The 16,937-nt window shown below is 56.1% G+C and carries 14 protein-coding genes; 7 read left to right on the plus strand and 7 right to left on the minus strand.

Annotated elements, in window-relative coordinates:
- Window positions 1-83: 83 nt before the first annotated feature.
- Window positions 84-1,370, plus strand: a complete 1,287-nt coding sequence (gene dctA, locus N5C09_RS13135; RefSeq protein WP_063450025.1) for a C4-dicarboxylate transporter DctC — start codon at window positions 84-86, stop codon at window positions 1,368-1,370.
- 222 nt (window positions 1,371-1,592) lie between these two features.
- Window positions 1,593-3,083 carry a pitrilysin family protein gene (locus tag N5C09_RS13140; RefSeq protein ID WP_063450024.1) on the plus strand — a complete coding sequence of 497 codons (1,491 nt, stop codon included), beginning with the start codon at window positions 1,593-1,595 and terminating at the stop codon, window positions 3,081-3,083.
- Window positions 3,084-3,145: 62 nt separating this feature from the next.
- Here the strand turns inward: N5C09_RS13140 and N5C09_RS13145 are convergent, their stop codons facing one another.
- Window positions 3,146-4,075, minus strand: coding sequence for a sugar kinase (locus tag N5C09_RS13145; RefSeq protein WP_279749188.1), 930 nt, complete (start codon window positions 4,073-4,075; stop codon window positions 3,146-3,148).
- Window positions 4,076-4,305: 230 nt separating this feature from the next.
- On the opposite strand from N5C09_RS13145, the gene pdeH reads away from it, so the two are divergent.
- Both pdeH and N5C09_RS13155 read left to right on the plus strand, forming a co-directional pair.
- Window positions 4,306-5,079: a cyclic-guanylate-specific phosphodiesterase gene (pdeH, locus tag N5C09_RS13150; protein ID WP_063450022.1), complete on the plus strand. Its 774-nt coding sequence runs from the start codon at window positions 4,306-4,308 to the stop codon at window positions 5,077-5,079.
- Window positions 5,080-5,144: 65 nt separating this feature from the next.
- On the plus strand, window positions 5,145-7,187 hold the full coding sequence (locus N5C09_RS13155; protein WP_063450021.1) for an AsmA family protein: 2,043 nt from the start codon (window positions 5,145-5,147) through the stop codon (window positions 7,185-7,187).
- A 93-nt stretch (window positions 7,188-7,280) separates the two neighbouring features.
- Here N5C09_RS13155 and N5C09_RS13160 read toward each other — a convergent pair whose 3' ends face one another.
- From N5C09_RS13160 to N5C09_RS13170, 3 genes are all read right to left on the minus strand, one after another.
- Window positions 7,281-8,603 carry an MFS transporter gene (locus N5C09_RS13160; RefSeq protein WP_063865340.1) on the minus strand — a complete coding sequence of 441 codons (1,323 nt, stop codon included), beginning with the start codon at window positions 8,601-8,603 and terminating at the stop codon, window positions 7,281-7,283.
- 260 nt (window positions 8,604-8,863) lie between these two features.
- A complete protein-coding gene (gene yhjD, locus N5C09_RS13165) occupies window positions 8,864-9,889 on the minus strand; it encodes an inner membrane protein YhjD (protein WP_063450037.1) in 1,026 nt (341 codons plus the stop codon).
- A 50-nt stretch (window positions 9,890-9,939) separates the two neighbouring features.
- Entirely contained in the window at window positions 9,940-10,839 is a 900-nt protein-coding gene (locus N5C09_RS13170) for a LysR family transcriptional regulator (RefSeq protein ID WP_063865341.1), read from the minus strand.
- A 119-nt stretch (window positions 10,840-10,958) separates the two neighbouring features.
- Here N5C09_RS13170 and N5C09_RS13175 point away from each other — a divergent pair, with 119 nt between their 5' ends.
- Entirely contained in the window at window positions 10,959-11,717 is a 759-nt protein-coding gene (locus N5C09_RS13175) for an SDR family oxidoreductase (RefSeq protein ID WP_279749189.1), read from the plus strand.
- A gap of 173 nt (window positions 11,718-11,890) precedes the next feature.
- Window positions 11,891-12,493 carry a response regulator transcription factor gene (locus N5C09_RS13180; RefSeq protein WP_203465324.1) on the plus strand — a complete coding sequence of 201 codons (603 nt, stop codon included), beginning with the start codon at window positions 11,891-11,893 and terminating at the stop codon, window positions 12,491-12,493.
- Here the strand turns inward: N5C09_RS13180 and N5C09_RS13185 are convergent.
- Window positions 12,472-12,810, minus strand: coding sequence for a lysozyme (locus N5C09_RS13185; RefSeq protein ID WP_063865344.1), 339 nt, complete (start codon window positions 12,808-12,810; stop codon window positions 12,472-12,474). The two genes, N5C09_RS13180 and N5C09_RS13185, sit on opposite strands and share 22 nt — an antisense overlap.
- A gap of 71 nt (window positions 12,811-12,881) precedes the next feature.
- Window positions 12,882-13,421, minus strand: coding sequence for a GNAT family protein (locus tag N5C09_RS13190; RefSeq protein WP_279749190.1), 540 nt, complete (start codon window positions 13,419-13,421; stop codon window positions 12,882-12,884).
- 149 nt (window positions 13,422-13,570) lie between these two features.
- On the opposite strand from N5C09_RS13190, the gene N5C09_RS13195 reads away from it, so the two are divergent.
- Window positions 13,571-15,154 carry an STY4199 family HEPN domain-containing protein gene (locus tag N5C09_RS13195; protein WP_279749191.1) on the plus strand — a complete coding sequence of 528 codons (1,584 nt, stop codon included), beginning with the start codon at window positions 13,571-13,573 and terminating at the stop codon, window positions 15,152-15,154.
- A 32-nt stretch (window positions 15,155-15,186) separates the two neighbouring features.
- Here N5C09_RS13195 and N5C09_RS13200 read toward each other — a convergent pair whose 3' ends face one another.
- Complete coding sequence (locus tag N5C09_RS13200; RefSeq protein ID WP_063865347.1) at window positions 15,187-16,836, minus strand: alpha,alpha-trehalase; 1,650 nt, start codon at window positions 16,834-16,836, stop codon at window positions 15,187-15,189.
- Window positions 16,837-16,937 lie beyond the last annotated feature (101 nt).

Here is a 16,937-nt window from a genome sequence, read left to right on the forward strand (position 1 = left end):
TCCTGTTATGTGGGTGTTATTTTAAAGCCGCAGGTTAACCATAACCTTACAAAGCCTGTAGTTTTTCTTCCCAGGGACACCCTATGAAAACCTCACTCTTCAAAAGTCTTTACTTCCAGGTCCTGACAGCCATCGCCATCGGTATTCTGCTTGGTCACTACTACCCGGAACTGGGCGCGCAAATGAAACCGCTTGGCGACGCGTTCGTTAAGCTCATCAAAATGATCATCGCGCCGGTCATCTTCTGTACCGTGGTGACCGGTATCGCCGGCATGGAAAGCATGAAGGCGGTCGGCCGTACGGGGGCAGTTGCCCTGCTGTACTTTGAGATTGTCAGTACCATCGCGCTGATTATCGGCCTGATTATCGTGAACGTGGTGCAGCCTGGCGCGGGCATGAACGTTGATCCGGCCACGCTGGATGCGAAAGCGGTGGCGGTTTACGCTGAACAGGCGAAAGATCAGGGGATTGTGGCCTTCCTGCTGGACGTGATCCCGAGCAGCGTAATTGGCGCGTTCGCCAGCGGTAACATCCTTCAGGTACTGCTGTTTGCCGTGCTGTTTGGCTTTGCCCTGCACCGTCTGGGCAGCAAAGGCCAGCTGATTTTCAACGTCATTGAAAGCTTCTCGCAGGTTATCTTCGGCATCATCAACATGATCATGCGTCTGGCCCCGATTGGTGCCTTCGGCGCGATGGCGTTTACCATCGGTAAATACGGCGTCGGCACGCTGGTACAGCTCGGCCAGCTGATTATCTGCTTCTACATCACCTGTATTCTGTTTGTGGTGGTGGTGCTCGGCTCCATCGCCCGTGCGACCGGCTTCAGCATCTTTAAATTTATCCGTTACATTCGTGAAGAGCTGCTGATCGTGCTCGGTACGTCCTCTTCTGAATCCGCGCTGCCGCGCATGCTCGATAAAATGGAAAAGCTGGGCTGCCGTAAGTCCGTGGTGGGGCTGGTTATTCCGACGGGCTACTCCTTTAACCTCGACGGCACCTCGATATACCTGACGATGGCGGCGGTCTTTATTGCCCAGGCCACCAACAGCCACATGGATATCTTCCATCAGATTACGCTGCTGGTGGTGCTCCTGCTCTCCTCAAAAGGGGCGGCGGGCGTCACGGGCAGCGGATTTATCGTGCTGGCGGCGACCATTTCAGCGGTTGGTCATCTGCCGGTGGCGGGCCTGGCCCTGATCCTCGGTATCGACCGCTTTATGTCTGAAGCCCGCGCGTTAACCAACCTGATCGGCAATGGCGTGGCGACGGTCGTTGTAGCGAAGTGGGTGAAAGAGCTGGACCACAAGAAACTCAACGATACGCTGAATAACCGTCCATCTGAGGACAAAACCCCCGGTTTATCCTCTTAATCCCTCATAAATGCCCGTATTCCCTTGTGGGGATGCGGGCACCTGCGCATAATAACCGCTCATACCTGTCATAATTCGACAAGATTTTTTTGAGGTATATTTCACTTCCGCCCGTGACGTTTAGCCGAACACGCTGTCTAATCGGAAGGTTTTCATCGTCATCTTTGAGTGCTCACGTCGCGAGACACTCTCTTTAACCAGGAATGTTGATCAGGGGTTCACATGCAGGGCACAAAAATTCGACTCTTAACCGGCGGTTTGCTGATGATGGCAGCAGCCAGTTATGTGCAGGCAGATGCGCTCCAGCCAGACCCGGCCTGGCAACAGGGAACACTGGCGAACGGTTTCCAGTGGCAGGTATTATCCACCCCGCAACGTCCGAGCGATCGCATTGAAATTCGTCTGGCTGTGAATACCGGCTCCCTCACAGAAAGCACCCAGCAGACCGGCTTAAGCCATTTTATTCCTCGACTGGCGCTCACCCAGAGCGGCAGTTTGCAGGCGGTTCAGGTGCGTTCTTTATGGCAACAGGCCATCGATCCAAAACGCCCGCTTCCCCCGGCTGTGGTCTCCTATGACTACACCATGTTTAACCTGAGCCTGCCCAACAACCGTAACGATCTGCTTAAAGAAGCGCTTACCTATCTTTCCGATGCGACCGGCAAACTGGCGATTACGCCGGAGACCGTAAACTATGCGTTGAGCAACAGCGACATGGTGGCGACCTGGCCGACGGATACCAAAGAAGGCTGGTGGCGCTACCGCCTGAAAGGGTCAACGCTGCTTGGCCATGACCCGGCAGAGCCGCTGAAACAGCCGGTTGACGCACAGCAGGTGAAATCTTTCTATCAGCAGTGGTACACCCCGGACGCCATGACCCTCATTGTGGTGGGTAACGTGGACAGCCGTGCGGTGATAGAGCAAATCAACAAAGCCTTTGGCGATCTGAAAGGGAAGCGTGAAACGCCAGCGCCGGTTCCTACGCTTTCTCCGCTGCGTCCTGAGACGGTCAGCATCATGACGGATACCGTGCGTCAGGATCGTCTTTCAATGATGTGGGATACCGCCTGGCAGCCGATTCGCGAGTCTTCTGCGCTGTTGCGTTACTGGCGTGCGGATCTCGCGCGTGAAGCGCTGTTCTGGCACGTTCAGCAGACGCTCAGCAAGAACAACGTGAAAGACATTGGCCTGGGCTTTGACTGCCGCGTGCTGTTCCAGCGCGCGCAGTGCGCCATTAACGTGGAATCGCCCAGCGATAAGCTGAACGCGAATCTCGGCGTGGTGGCAAAAGAGCTGGCTAAAGTGCGCAAAGAGGGCCTGTCTGAAGAGGAGTTTAACGCGCTGGTCGCGCAGAAATCCCTCGAATTGCAGAAACTGTTCGCCACCTATGCCCGCGCCGATACCGATATCTTAATCAGCCAGCGCATTCGATCCTTGCAGAATCAGGTCGTGGACATCGCGCCGGAGCAGTATCAGAAGCTGCGTCAGGATTTCCTGAACGGCCTGACCGTTGAAATGCTGAATCAGGATCTGCGTCAGCAGCTGTCGCAGGATATGGCGTTGATTCTGTTACAGCCGAAAGGTGAGCCGGAATATGACATGAAAGAGTTGAAGGCCACCTGGAACGCCATCATGGCAACGGCGCCGCAGCCAGTACAGGCGGCGGCCGATGATTTGCATCAGGATGCGAGCGATATTCCTCAGGGTCAGTAAGGTCCTGAGTGCCCTCTCCCTGTGGGAGAGGGCTAGGGGGAGGGCATCAGCCCGCACCGTTCTTAAGCAGGCATCGCCTCGCGCGGAATAATCGCTCCGCGATACTGAATCACCGTGCTGGCCGTCAGGTGACCGCGCTGCGCTGCCGCTTCCGGTGTACCGCCGGTCAGACGTACCGCCAGATAGCCCGCGCTGAAAGAATCGCCCGCCGCAGTGGTATCAATCACTTTCTCTTTCGCCAGCTTCACCGCCGGAACCTCTGTCACGGCTTCACCCGTCACCGCCACCAGGCAAGACTCCGCCCCGCGCTTAATCACCACTTCACTGACCCCAGCGGCCTGCGTCCGGGCGATAACCTCATCAACCGGTTTTTCACCCCACAGGGCATCTTCATCATCCAGCGTCAGGAAGGCGATATCGGTGCATTCCAGCATCTGCTGGTACACCTGCTGCGTCTCTTCACGGCTGGCCCAGAGGCGCGGACGGTAGTTGTTATCGAAAATCACTTTGCCGCCGTTGGCGCGGCATTCGCGCAGCAGTGACAGCAGCTTTTCACGGCTCTGCTGGCTCAGGATCGCCAGGCTAATCCCGCTCAGGTAGAGGTAATCAAAGGTGGCCAGCTCTTCACAAATCGCGGCGGCGGCATCGCTTTCCAGCCAGAATTTGGCAGCCGCTTCATTACGCCAGTAGTAGAAGGTGCGCTCGCCGGTGCTGTCGGTTTCGATGTAGTACAGACCCGGCAGACGGTTTTCCATTCGCTGGATCAGCGACGTCCCAACATTTTCACCCTGCCAGGCTTCCAGCATCTGCTGGCTGAAGCTGTCCGTGCCGAGCGCAGTAACGTAATCCACGCTCAGCGCGTCGGGGTCGACCTGACGGGCAATGTAAACGGAGGTGTTCAATGTATCGCCGCCAAAACCGCGGCTCACTTCCGCGCCTTTCTGGGACAGCTCAATCATGCATTCGCCAATCACGGCAATTTTCTTAGACATAGTCGTGAACCTGAACAGAGTAATTAAAGGTAGTGTGCGCTGTGTGTTTTTTACGGTCAACCATATTAAAACGACGTTCCATTATTTTTTTTGAGCCAGCGCGTGTTCCGGCATATTTCTGTCATCTTAATTTCATTTTCCCGGTGAATTGAACATAAAGTTCTCACCTGGCGGGCCGATAACTCAGTGACGAGTCCAGAAAGGCTATCCCATACAACAGGACATCCGAAATGAAGTCAGAGCAGGTTATCCAGCGGCTGAGCACTACGCCTGAGGCAAGTATTGAGAACTTGCAGGAGCATCGCTACTGGCTGCAATGCGAGCGAGCGTATACCTATCAGCCCATCTACCGTACCGACGGTCGGTTAATGGCGATTGAGGTATTAACGATCGTCACTCATCCGTCGAATCCTTCACAGCGTATCGCGCCGGACCGCTATTTTGCGGAGGTTGCCGTGCGTCAGCGCATCGACGTGCTGGAAGAGCAGCTGAGAATGCTGGCGACGAAGCAGGCCTTCTTCGAGCAGCACGGTATTCTGGCGTCGGTGAACGTGGATGGCCCAACTCTGATGGCGTTACGTCAGAATGCGACGTTGCAGGCGCTGATTGCCACCCTGCCGTGGATGCGCTTCGAACTGGTGGAGCACGTGCGTCTGCCGCAGGACTCCTCGTTTGCCTCGATGTGTGAATTTGGCCCGCTGTGGCTGGATGACTTCGGTACCGGCATGGCGAACTTCTCCGCCCTGAGTGAAGTGCGTTATGACTACATCAAAGTGGCCCGCGATCTGTTTATTATGCTGCGCCAGACGTCGGAGGGACGGAACCTGTTTACTATGCTCCTGCAACTGATGAACCGCTATTGTCAGGGCGTCATTGTGGAAGGCGTGGAAACGCTGGAAGAGTGGCGCGACGTGCAAAATTCCCCGGCAGCCGCGGCACAGGGTTATTTCCTCTCTCGTCCTGTCCCTATGGATACCCTGGAAAAGGTGATAACCACGCTCTGATATGCCCGCTTCCCTTTGTCTGAACTATAGTTTTATAGGCAAGTTCATCAGGAAAGGGGACAACAATGACAAAAACAACCAGGGTGATTTCCTGGACAGCAGGGATTTTCGTGTTGCTGATCGTGGTCTTAATCATCATTATCGCCACGTTTGACTGGAACCGCCTCAAACCGACCATCAACCAGAAAGTCTCAGCCGAGCTAAACCGCCCCTTCGCAATACGTGGCGATTTGGGCGTCGTGTGGGAGCGCCAGAAAGAGGAAACCGGCTGGCGAAGCTGGGTGCCCTGGCCGCACGTCCATGCCGACGACATTATGCTTGGCAACCCGCCCGATATCCCCGAAGTGACCATGATCCACCTGCCGCGCGTGGAAGCCACGCTCGCGCCGTTAGCTCTGTTAACGAAAACGGTCTATCTGCCGTGGATCAAACTTCAGCAGCCCGACGCGCGGCTGATTCGCCTGTCTGAGAAAAACAACAACTGGACGTTCGATCTCGCCGGCAGCGACGATAAAGATCCGAATGCGCAGCCCTCTTCGTGGTCTTTCCGCCTCGATAATATTCTGTTCGATCGCGGGCGGATCGCCATTGACGATAAGGTGAGCAAGGCCGACGTGGAGATCCTCGTCGATCCGCTGGGCAAGCCGCTACCGTTTAGCGAAGTGACGGGCAGTAAAGCCAAAGGCGATGACAGCAAAGCGGGCGATTACGTCTTCGGCCTGACGGCGAAGGGGCGCTACAACGGCCAGCCGCTCACCGGCAAAGGCAAAATCGGCGGCATGCTGGCGCTCAGAAGCGAGGGCACGCCATTCCCGGTGCAGGCGGATTTCCGCTCGGGCAATACCCGCGTGGCGTTCGTGGGCACGGTTAACGACCCGATGAACATGGGCGGCGTCGACCTCCAGCTTAAGTTTGCCGGCGATTCGCTGGGTGAACTGTACGATCTCACCGGCGTGCTGCTGCCGGATACCCCGCCGTTCGAAACGGACGGGCGCCTGGTCGCAAAAATCGACGCTGAAAAATCGTCCGTCTTTGACTACCGTGGGTTCAACGGCCGCATCGGCGACAGCGATATTCACGGTACGCTGACCTACACCACCGGAAAACCACGCCCGAAACTGGAGGGTGACGTTGAATCCCGCCAGCTGCGTCTGGCCGATCTCGGGCCGCTGATTGGCGTAGATTCGGGTAAAGGCACGAAGTCAAAAGAGGTCAAAAAGGACGTCCAGCCTGCGGGCAAAGTACTCCCCTATGACCGCTTCGAAACCGACAAGTGGGACGTGATGGATGCGGACGTGCGCTTCAAAGGACGTAAAATTGAGCATGGCAGCACGCTGCCGTTGAGCAATCTCTCAACCCATATCATCCTGAAAAACGCCGACCTGCGCCTGCAACCACTGAAGTTTGGCATGGCGGGTGGAACCATTTCATCGAATATCCACCTGGAGGGGGATAAAAAGCCGATGCAGGGACGGGCGGAGATCCAGGCGCGCCGGCTGAAGCTGAAAGAGCTGATGCCGGACGTGGAGCTGATGCAGAAGACCCTCGGTGAGATGAACGGCGACGCGGACATTCGCGGCACGGGCAACTCCGTGGCGGCGCTGCTGGGCAGCGGAAACGGCAACCTGAAGCTGCTGATGAACGACGGTCTGGTGAGCCGTAACCTGATGGAGATCCTGGGGCTGAACGTCGGGAACTTTATCATCGGGCAAATCTTCGGTGACGACGAAGTGCGCGTGAACTGCGCGGCGGCAAACGTGGATCTGGTCAACGGCGTGGCGCGTCCGCAGATTTTCGCCTTCGACACGGAAAACGCGGTTATCAACATCACCGGTACCGCCAGCATGGCGTCCGAGCAGCTGGATTTAACCATCGATCCGGAAAGTAAAGGTATTCGTATCATTACCCTGCGTTCGCCGCTCTACGTGCGCGGGACCTTCAAAGAGCCGCAGGCGGGCGTTAAGGCCGGGCCGCTGATTGCGCGCGGTGCAGTTGCCGCCGCACTCGCCACGCTGGTCACCCCTGCGGCGGCGCTGCTGGCGTTGATTTCGCCGTCAGAAGGCGAAGCGAATCAGTGTCGGACGATTTTGTCGCAGATGAAGAAGTAAGGTGTGGCCCGTTCTTGCCGGGTGGCGCTGCGCTTACCCGGCCTGCATGTGAATCGTAGGCCGGGTAAGGCGTAGCCGCCACCCGGCATCATCTTACAGCGACTGATGTTTAGTTTCGTGCGTCAGCAGCAGCGCAATCAGCGTCAGCGCTGCCATTGCCGCCAGATAGACGCCCACATAGAACAGGCCATAGTTTGCCTGAAGCCAGGTGGCGATATACGGGGCGACCGAGGCGCCCAGAATAGACGAAACGTTATAGGAGAACGACGCGCCGGTATAACGCACTTCAGTCGGGAACAGCTCCGGCAACAGCGCGCCCATCGGGCCAAAGGTCAGTCCCATCAGGCTCAGGCCAATCAGCAGATACGCCATCACCAGCGCAGGGCTACCTGAACCCAGCAGCGGCGGGAAGACAAACAGCGCGAACAGGATGATCAGCGAGGTGATGACGATCATGCTTGAACGACGGCCAAATTTATCCGCCAGCAGGCCCGCGATGGGCACCATCACGCCAAATCCAATCACCGCCATCATCAGCATCCACAGCACTTCGTTACGCGGCAGGCCCAGCCCGACCGGTACGGCGGCGGTGCTGTAGGTCATGGAGTAAACGGTCATGATGTAGAACAGCGTATAGGTCGCCAGCATAATGAACGTGCCCAGCACGGTTACGCGAAGGTGTTTGGTCAGCAGCGTGCCCAGCGGAACTTTAACCTGTTTTTTCGCCGCGGCGACTTTCGCGAAGACCGGTGTTTCGTGCAGGGACACGCGCACGTACAGGCCAATCAGCACCAGCACGGCTGAGAAGACGAACGGAATACGCCAGCCCCAGCTCATGAACTGTTCATCGGTCAGCAGCCAGGAGAGGAGCAGGAAGGTGCCGTTAGCGAAGAAGAAGCCAATCGGTGCGCCCAGCTGCGGGAAAGAGCCATACAGCGCACGCTTGCGCGCCGGGGCGTTTTCGGTCGCCAGCAGCGCCGCGCCGCCCCATTCCCCGCCCAGGCCTAAACCCTGACCAAAGCGCGCCAGCGCCAGCAGCACGGGCGCCAGAATGCCAATAGTTTCATAGGTCGGCAGCAGGCCGATGGCAACCGTAGAGATCCCCATGGTCAGCAGCGAGGCAACCAGCGTCACTTTACGGCCAACGCGATCGCCAAAATGCCCAAAGACCGCTGAACCAATCGGACGCGCAACGAAGGCGATAGCAAAGGTGGCTAAAGACTGTAGCGTGGCTGCCGTCGGGTCGCCCTGTGGGAAGAAAATATGCGGAAAGACAATGACCGCAGCGGTGGCATAAATGTAAAAGTCGAAGAACTCAATGGCGGTGCCAATCAGCGATGCGACGACGACTTTATTGCGGGAGTTGACCGGAACGTGTTCCGCCCCTTCGTTAAGTGTGGTGGCTGTTGCTTGCATAATATTTTCTTATTTTTGGACGAACGAAGGGCCATATTAGGCACAGCAAAAGCGACATTTCAATCTGTAACAAAGGCGTGGCGTGGTCATAAAAGCAACAAAAAGCGGATAATTTTCAGGCCAGCGAAAACACTTCCATGAAATGCTTCACACATTTTAAATATCAGTCATTAAAACTGGTTTTGAGTTAAATAAAAGTTACGGTCTGGATTTATATGCTGAAATGATGAATCGGGCTGAAATATCAGCCCGACAGAACATCAGTGGTGGGTTTTTCCCGGCATGCGCGGGTCGTCTTTATACTCTGCGGTGGCGATCCACGCGGCGCAGAACAGCGTCAGGCGCGCGAAGAAATAGAAGAAGGCCATCAGCCCCAGCACTGAACCAAAGGCCGCGCCGGAAGGAGACTTGACCAGCGACGGCAGCGTATAGGTCATCACAATTTTGATTACCTCAAAACCAATAGCGGCAATCAACGTCCCACGGATCAGCGCCTTCTTGCGCGGGCGATGGCGGGGCAAACGCCAGAAGATCCAGAAGAACAGCAGGTAGTTAGCAAAGATGGAGATGGCAAGCCCTATACCGCGCCAGGCTGGCTTCAGCCATTCAATGTAATCCAGATACAGCGCGGAGATAATCATCTGCTGCGCGGAACCGGCGACCGAGGTGATAGAGAGCGTGATGACCAGTGCCACCAGCAGTCCAATCAGCGAAATAAAGTCGCGCAGATACTTCACCCATATCTTCTCCTGGTCCTGCGGCGTACGCTCCCAGACGTCACGCGACTGGGCGCGAATGGCCTCACGCAGGTTGCCCATCCAGTTCACCCCGGAGTAGAGCGCAATGAGCAACCCGACGATACCCACGGTGGTACGCTGCTGCACGGCGGTATTGATGGTGCTTTTAAGCGTCGTGGCGAGCGTCTGGTCGCTAACGTTGTTCAGGATCTTATTGAAGATGTCCTGCAATAGCGTCGGGTGAGACGCCAGCACAAAACCGGCGGCGGCAAACGACACCATCAGGATGGGGATCATCGACAGGAAAGAGAAGTAGGTGATCGCCGCGCCGAACTGATTTCCCATGCGGTCGTTGAAGCGCTCAGCGGCGCGTATCAGGTGGGCAATCGCGGGTATCTGCTGAATTTTTTCAGCTATACCGGTTACGGTGCCCAGCGCTTTGCTGGCCGTTCCAGGCTCTTTCGGCGCTTCAGGTTCGTTATCCATCTTTTTGATGGGTTCATAATCTAAATGTTGAGTCGGTCGTTGCGGGTTATTTTCCGGCGTCACGCGCATTTTCCTTTTCGTTGAGCTGGATGTTACTGAATTATAGCTTGCGACTAGTCCACGTAACTTTTTGTGAGTTCGGTAAGCCACGCCATAAACACATGCACCCGGCGGGAGAGGTTACGGCGGTGGGGATAAATGAGGGAGACGGGCATCGGTTCAGCCCGGTACTGCGGCAGGATCTCCACGAGTTTTTTCGTGCGCAGGGCATCACGCACCCCGACGCGCGGGACCTGTATAATGCCAAGCCCGGCGATACAGGCGGCCTGGTAGGTTTCCGTGCTGTTGACCGTTAGTACGCCTCCCGTTTTCACCCACTGGGTCGCGCTGCCGTTGAAATACTCAAAACCCAGCGGGCGGGTGCCCAGCGTGGCGGAGTAGTGAATGAGGGCGTGTGAGGCCAAATCGTCCAGCGTCTCAGGGTAGCCGAATCGCGTCAGATAGTCCGGGCTGGCGCAGTTAATCACCGAAAGCTTCCCAAGCGGACGGGCGATAAGCCCGGAGTCCTTCAGGTTACCCACGCGCACCACGCAGTCAAATCCTTCGCGGATGACGTCCACCAGGCGGTCGCTGCTGCTCAGCTCCAGCTCAATGCCGGGGTACTGCTGTAAAAAGGCAGGCAGTTTTGGAATGACCACATTTCGCGCAATGGCAACGGGCATATCCACGCGTAGCCGACCGCTGATGGAGGAGGGGTCGTGCAGGAACATGCCGTCCAGCTCGTCTAGGTTCATCAGCAGATCTTTTGCACGTTCGTAATAAACCATGCCGTCCTGCGTCAGGCTGACGCGGCGGGTAGTGCGGTGCAGCAGCTGCGTACCCAGCGCGTTTTCCAGGGCCTGGATCTGCCGCGATACGCTCCCTTTGGGCAGGCTTAGCGTCTCCGCCGCGCGGGAAAAACTCTCCAGTTCCGCGACGCGAAGGAAAAGCTGCATTGCGTGTATTTTATCCATAGATGTTAGTCATTGTTGTTATGAATGAAACAGTGAAGCGTTAGCAGGAGTATTTATTGATTTTCTACCATCTAATAAGCTCTTTCTCAATCTTCATCACAGACGAAACGAGGTGAATTATGCGTGAACGTATTGCATTAGTGACCGGCGGTAGCCGCGGCCTGGGTAAAAACGCCGTTCTGAAGCTGGCTGCGGAAGGGACAGGCATCATCCTGACCTGGAACAGCAGCCAGCAGGAGGCGCATGACGTTGTGCGCGAAATAGAGGTAAAAGGCGGAAAAGCGGCCGCATTGCAGCTTAACGTCGGCGATACGGCAAGTTTTCCGCGTTTTGCTCAACAGGTGAAGGACACCCTTCAGCACGTCTGGCAACGTGACGCCTTTGACTATTTAGTGAACAACGCCGGCACAGGCTTGTACGCCCCTTATACCGAGACGACGGAGGCGCAGTTTGACGATGCGGTGAACATTCATTTCAAAGGCCCGTTTTTCCTCACGCAGCAGCTGCTGCCGTTAATAAAAGACGGGGGACGTATCCTGAACGTCTCCAGCGGACTGGCCCGTTTTACTCAGCCAGGCTCAGGCACCTACGCGGCCATGAAAGGGGCGATGGAAGTGCTGACCCGCTATCAGGCAAAAGAGCTGGGCGCGCGCGGTATTTCCGTCAATATCATCGCGCCCGGCGCCATTGAAACCGACTTTGGCGGCGGACGCGTGCGGGATAATGCGGAGCTTAACCAGCTGCTGGCGTCGCAAACTGCGCTGGGACGCGTGGGCCTGCCCGATGATATTGGTGACGCCATTGCGGCCCTGCTCAGCGACAAACTGGGCTGGATGAATGCGCAACGTATTGAAGTCTCAGGCGGTATGTTCCTGTAATGTTCGGTCTTAAGAGGAGGGAACTCTCTTAAGGAAATCCTTAATTCAGGTATGTCTAAATGCGGGAAAATATAAAGAGAGCCGGATGAATTGTAACCTCTCCGTTCATTGAGTTTTTTCTTAAAAAATGCCTCTGTAGAATCCCCCTTCGCTATTCTCAGAGGAGTAAAACGATGCGAGTAATCATGTTTGACAGGCAGTCACTATTTATTCATGGAGCGATGTGCAGTTTGCAGAAGTTAATTCCGGAAATAGATTTGACAGGGACTCGTCAGACTGATGAATTATGGGCGCAATTATCCGCGTCACCCTCCGCTATCGTCATGATAGATGGATATTTAATTCATGATAATGGCGTGGCTTTACTGGAAGAGATTACGGAACGTTTTCCAGCGGCGCGCGTGGTGTTGGTATTAACGAAAAAAGAGCCTCGCTGGGTTGAGCAAATGCTACAGCGCAACGTGGTGGCGATAATCCCCCGCAATGCAAATCCCGAACGCTTTTCCGCAGTGCTGGATTCGGTATCGCGAGGGATGGTCTGTTTTCCCGGCGAGTGGCTGAAGCAGCACTCCTCCCATGATGAGCTGTCATTGTTAAGCGAGCGCCAGCGTGAGGTGTTGAAGTTACTGGCGGCCGGAGAGTCGAATAAAGAGATTGGGCGTAATCTCAACATCAGTGCGGCAACGGTAAAAGCGCATCTTGAGACGCTTTTCCGCCGTCTTGACGTCAAAAACCGGACGCAGGCCGCGATGTACTACACCCGGGCGACGGCCTGAAGGATCTTCTCTGGCAGAGGGGAGTCTTCCCCAAAACTGAAGAGAGTTAATACCAGGGCATCATGCTGCTGTTGGGTTAATGGGCGTCGGTTGGTTTCCCGCAGCAGTGTCTCACATAATTGAATATCATTGAAAAGCAAATACTCCGCCTCAGCCGGCGTAATGAGGCCGTTAAATTTCTCCCACTGGCGAATCACGTGACCGTAACCTATAACCCATATTCCCTTTTCGTCACGGTATTTTTCCAGGGAAAGTCCCTGCTGCTTTTTAATTAATGCGATTGCAGCAGACGTTATCTGCATTGCATAACCCGTCATAAGCGTTTCCTCTTAATGGCGGGACTATAGAGGAAACGACGTCCGGGGAATATCCGCCAAATGGCTGTTGATCAGGTTTTACTGAACGGGTATTCCTTTTTCAATAATCCGAACAGCCAGTCGTTATGCCATTGCCCTGAAAGGAAATAACTCTCGCGCAACTCACCTTCCAGCTGAAAACCTGTTTTTTCCAGCAGCCGCCTTGAGGCGATATTTCCCGCGGTAACGGTGGCGGTGAGCCGACGAATATTGCCCTGAGTCAACGCGAAATCACACACGGCCCGCAGCGATTCAAAGCCGTATCCTTTCCCCTGCGCAAAGGGCGCAAAGAGAAAACCAACTTCGGCACAATCTGCTTCCCGGTGTACATAGCCGGTTACGCCCAGCGGCGTCTGGCTGGCCGTATCACGCACCACAAGGCAGAGCCAGTGTGCGCTGCCCGGCGTCCACGGCAACAGACGAGACTCAAAGGCTTCCCGAATATCCGCCTCGCTACGCGCCTCGGCGACAAAACGCATCACGTCAGGATGTTGCTGAAGCGACAGAAAAAAGAACCAGTCTTGCTCCTGAAGCGGCGAGCAGGTGAGGCGTGCGGTCGTAAAGGCGGGCATTCAGATTCTCCTGAGGCATTGTAAATGATTATAGGGTTGTCACTTTATTTCAACAGAAAGTCAGGTATGTTTAACCTCGTATAAATAAAAAGAAAAATCACCTTTAATGCCGCTTTAGCGGTATTTGTTGTCTCTCAAGGAAAACAAAGATGATGAGCTCATCGCATCATACCCGCGAGCAGTTTGAACACTGCCTGGCGGCGATCCGTCAGGCGTCTGTCGAAATCTTACTTCTGTTGAATGTACCTGTTAGTGAAGGCAAAGATCCACGCTGGTTTCTGGAACAGCTGGACAGCGCCCGCCTGGGGCTGGGCGGGTGGGGCGCCGTTGCCAGGAAGCTGAACCTGAATGATGCGGAAATGACGGCCTTTACGCTGCAATTACGCTTGCTTCAGCAGCGCGTCCCCCAGTATGAAAGCGGGCAGGACGTCAGCGAAAACCAGCTGATTGCGGCGATGCGCTTTGTAACCGCTCTTGAATATCTGCGTTTGCAACAGCCCCTCCTGACCTACGATACCGGGATGGCGCCAGAGCAGGCGAGCCAGCTCCAGGCGCAGAAACAGGTGCGAGCCATCGAGCTAATGATAAAAGGGCTGATACAGCAGGCGTGGCCCGATCCGACGCGGCTGAATAATCATCTTAAGACCTTGTTTAACGCCGATCGCGTGCGTCGCTGGCTGAAAAACGGTGAAATTAACGATGTGCTGAGCGGCATGTTGTTCAGCGAGCTGGCCCAGATGCTGGTGGATAAAAAAGAATTTAGCCGCTATTACGCGTCGCTGTTTAACGACCCGGACATGCTGACGCTGCTGGTAGAGCCTCGCAAAACGCTGCAAACCTTCCTCGAAGATATCCGTCAAATCCGCAACAGCATCACCGTACAGCAGCCGTTAAGCGGGGCGCAAATCCAGCTGCTCGAGAGCTATTACACGCAGATAACCCGCTCCGTTCAGCGCGCGTTTGAGGAAGGGCGGACACGCATTAACCCGGCGGCGCTTATGGCGGTGGAGGAAAGCGAGCTGCACGCGTTCTGGGAAAAGGCGCAGAAAAGGGATCGCACCACGGGTGGCGATCTTTTTGAAGTGCGCGACAGCATAGAGAAACCGACCCAGCGCGCCGCGCGAACGCCCGAGCAGCGCGAACAGCTGATTTCCGGCGTGCTGTGGGGAGCGGTTGGCGTGATGGTTATCGCGATTATCGTGGGGGGAGCCTGGCTGGTAACCAGCAGTAAACCGCAGCCGGCTTTAGCCAGTTCGGCATCTCCCGCGCCGGTGCAGGAGATGCGCGAAACGCCTTCCTCGCGAGAAACGCTGACGCGTATGGGTGTGACCTGGGATGAAAACAACTTCCGTTCAGCTATCAGCCGCAACGATACCCGCGTGGCGCTCCTGTTCTTGCAGGGCGGGATGGACTGGAAAGTGTCATGGACAGAAGAGGCGTTATCGGCAGGCTACGACGACGTGCTGGAAGTGATGCTGCGCTACCGCCTGCAAATGACAGAGCAAAAGCCCTGCCGACGCTTTATTAACACGCTTAGCCATGCGATGGCGAACGGCGAATCGCTGACGTCTATGCGCAAGCAGTACCTGAAAGCGTTCTGTACCGTCCCGGCAGTGGTGAAACGCCAACAGCATGATGCGGATATGGCCACGCGCCGCGCTAAATCTCAGCCGGATGCCACCACAAAAAAATGGCAGTCCATCCAGACTGCCATTTATGAGGTGATCCGCTGATTATTTTCCCCCTCTCCCCTGAGGGGAGAGGCTCAGGGCTCCCCATACAACCCAATCAACCGCCGCACCACGCCATTGGTCCAGCCGAAGCCATCCTGCAACGGATACTCCCCCCCGCCACCTTCGCGTGGCGTGCTGCTGGCGATGTGGTACTTCTCAATCAGCTTATGATGGGTTTTATAGTAATGGTTCACCGTGTGCAGCCAGCTCCAGGCGATCTCATCTCCCAGCGAGTCGTTGCCGTACTGTTTGAACCCCTGAATGGCCATCCATTGCAGCGGCGCCCAGCCGTTCGGCTTATCCCACTGTTCGCCTGTTTCATATTCGGTGGCGAGGATCCCGCCCGGTGTGAGCAGACGGGCTTTAACGGCATCGGACAGCCGCTCCGCCTGCTCATGCGTCGCCATGCCCACGTACAGCGGCACAATGCTGGCCGCAGAGAAGAGCGCCAGCGCTTCACGTCGCCAGTCGTAATCGCGATAACAGCCGTTCTCGTCGTCCCATAGGTAGCGGTTCACCGCCGCGCGGCGGTCGCTGGCTTTCTGACGGAACAGATCGGCGGTCTCTTTATCCCCTTTCGATGCTGAGATATTGGCAATAGCGCTCTCCAGCTTGAACAGGAACGCGTTCAAATCGATGGGGATAAATTGCGTCGTGCGGATGCTGGCCAGCCGCGCCGGATCGCGCAGCCAGCGGGATGAGTAATCCCATCCGGAGGCTGCCCCGGCGCGCAGGTCGCGATACACCTCGTTCGGCGGACGACCCGAATGACGGGCGGTTTCAACGTCCTCAATCCAGGATTCATCCCGCGGCGTATCGCGATCGTCCCAGTAACGGTTAAGCAGGGAGCCGTCCGGCATGCGGACCGCACTGCGATAGGCCTGATTGAGCAGCAGCGATTCTGCCCCGTCCATCCAGAAGGCGTACTCCATCTTGAGGTGTTCAAGATAGCGCTTCGCCCCGCGCACGCCGTCCTCTTCAAACAGCTCCACCATCAGCGCAAATACCGGCGGCTGGGAGCGGCTGAGGTAGTAGGTGCGGTTGCCGTTCGGGATATGGCCATAGCGCTCAATCAGCCAGGCGAAGTTATCGGCCATACATTTCAGCAAATCGTTACGACCGCTTTCCGCCAGCCCCAGCATGGAGAAGTAGGAGTCCCAGTAGTAGGTCTCGCTGAAGCGACCGCCGGGCACAATATAGGCCTGCGGCAGCGCCAGCAGCGACGACCACGGGATGTGATCCTGCGGCTCGCGTGTCAGCACGGGCCACAGGTTATCAATGTGTTCTTTCAGGGAGAAGCCGGGATCGGAGACGTACTCTTTGCTGTAATCCTCCGGCAGCCAGAAGTGATTCTCCACAAAGCGCGCCAGGTCGAAATCACGGTGACGACGCACCTTGCGGTAGCGAATCAGGATATCCAGCGGATCCATCTTCGGCGCACAGTCGGGGAAGGTTTTGCTGTCCGCAAACAGCCGCGACGACTGGACGTGTTCAAACAGTTCAAGGTAGCGGTCTGCGGGCGTGAGGGCATCGGACGCCGGCAGCCCTTCAATCATTTCCGGTTCCGGCTCTGCCTCGATCATCTCATCCAGTTTTAACTCACAGGGATCGGTTTCGTAGCGCAGCTCTTCTGCAATTTCGAACTCGATTTCCTCGGCAGTCTGTAGTTTCTGGTTGAACATGGTGATAAAGACCTCCGGTTATGTGTTCTCAAAGACTGGTTTTTCCGGGCGTCCTATAAGCGTAGACATTCGCTTCGGTAGATGTGGGGGGATATGTGCGG

Origin of the sequence: Enterobacter sp. GD03975, from assembly GCF_029838645.1 — a bacterium.
Classification (GTDB): Bacteria; Pseudomonadota; Gammaproteobacteria; order Enterobacterales; family Enterobacteriaceae; genus Enterobacter; species Enterobacter quasihormaechei.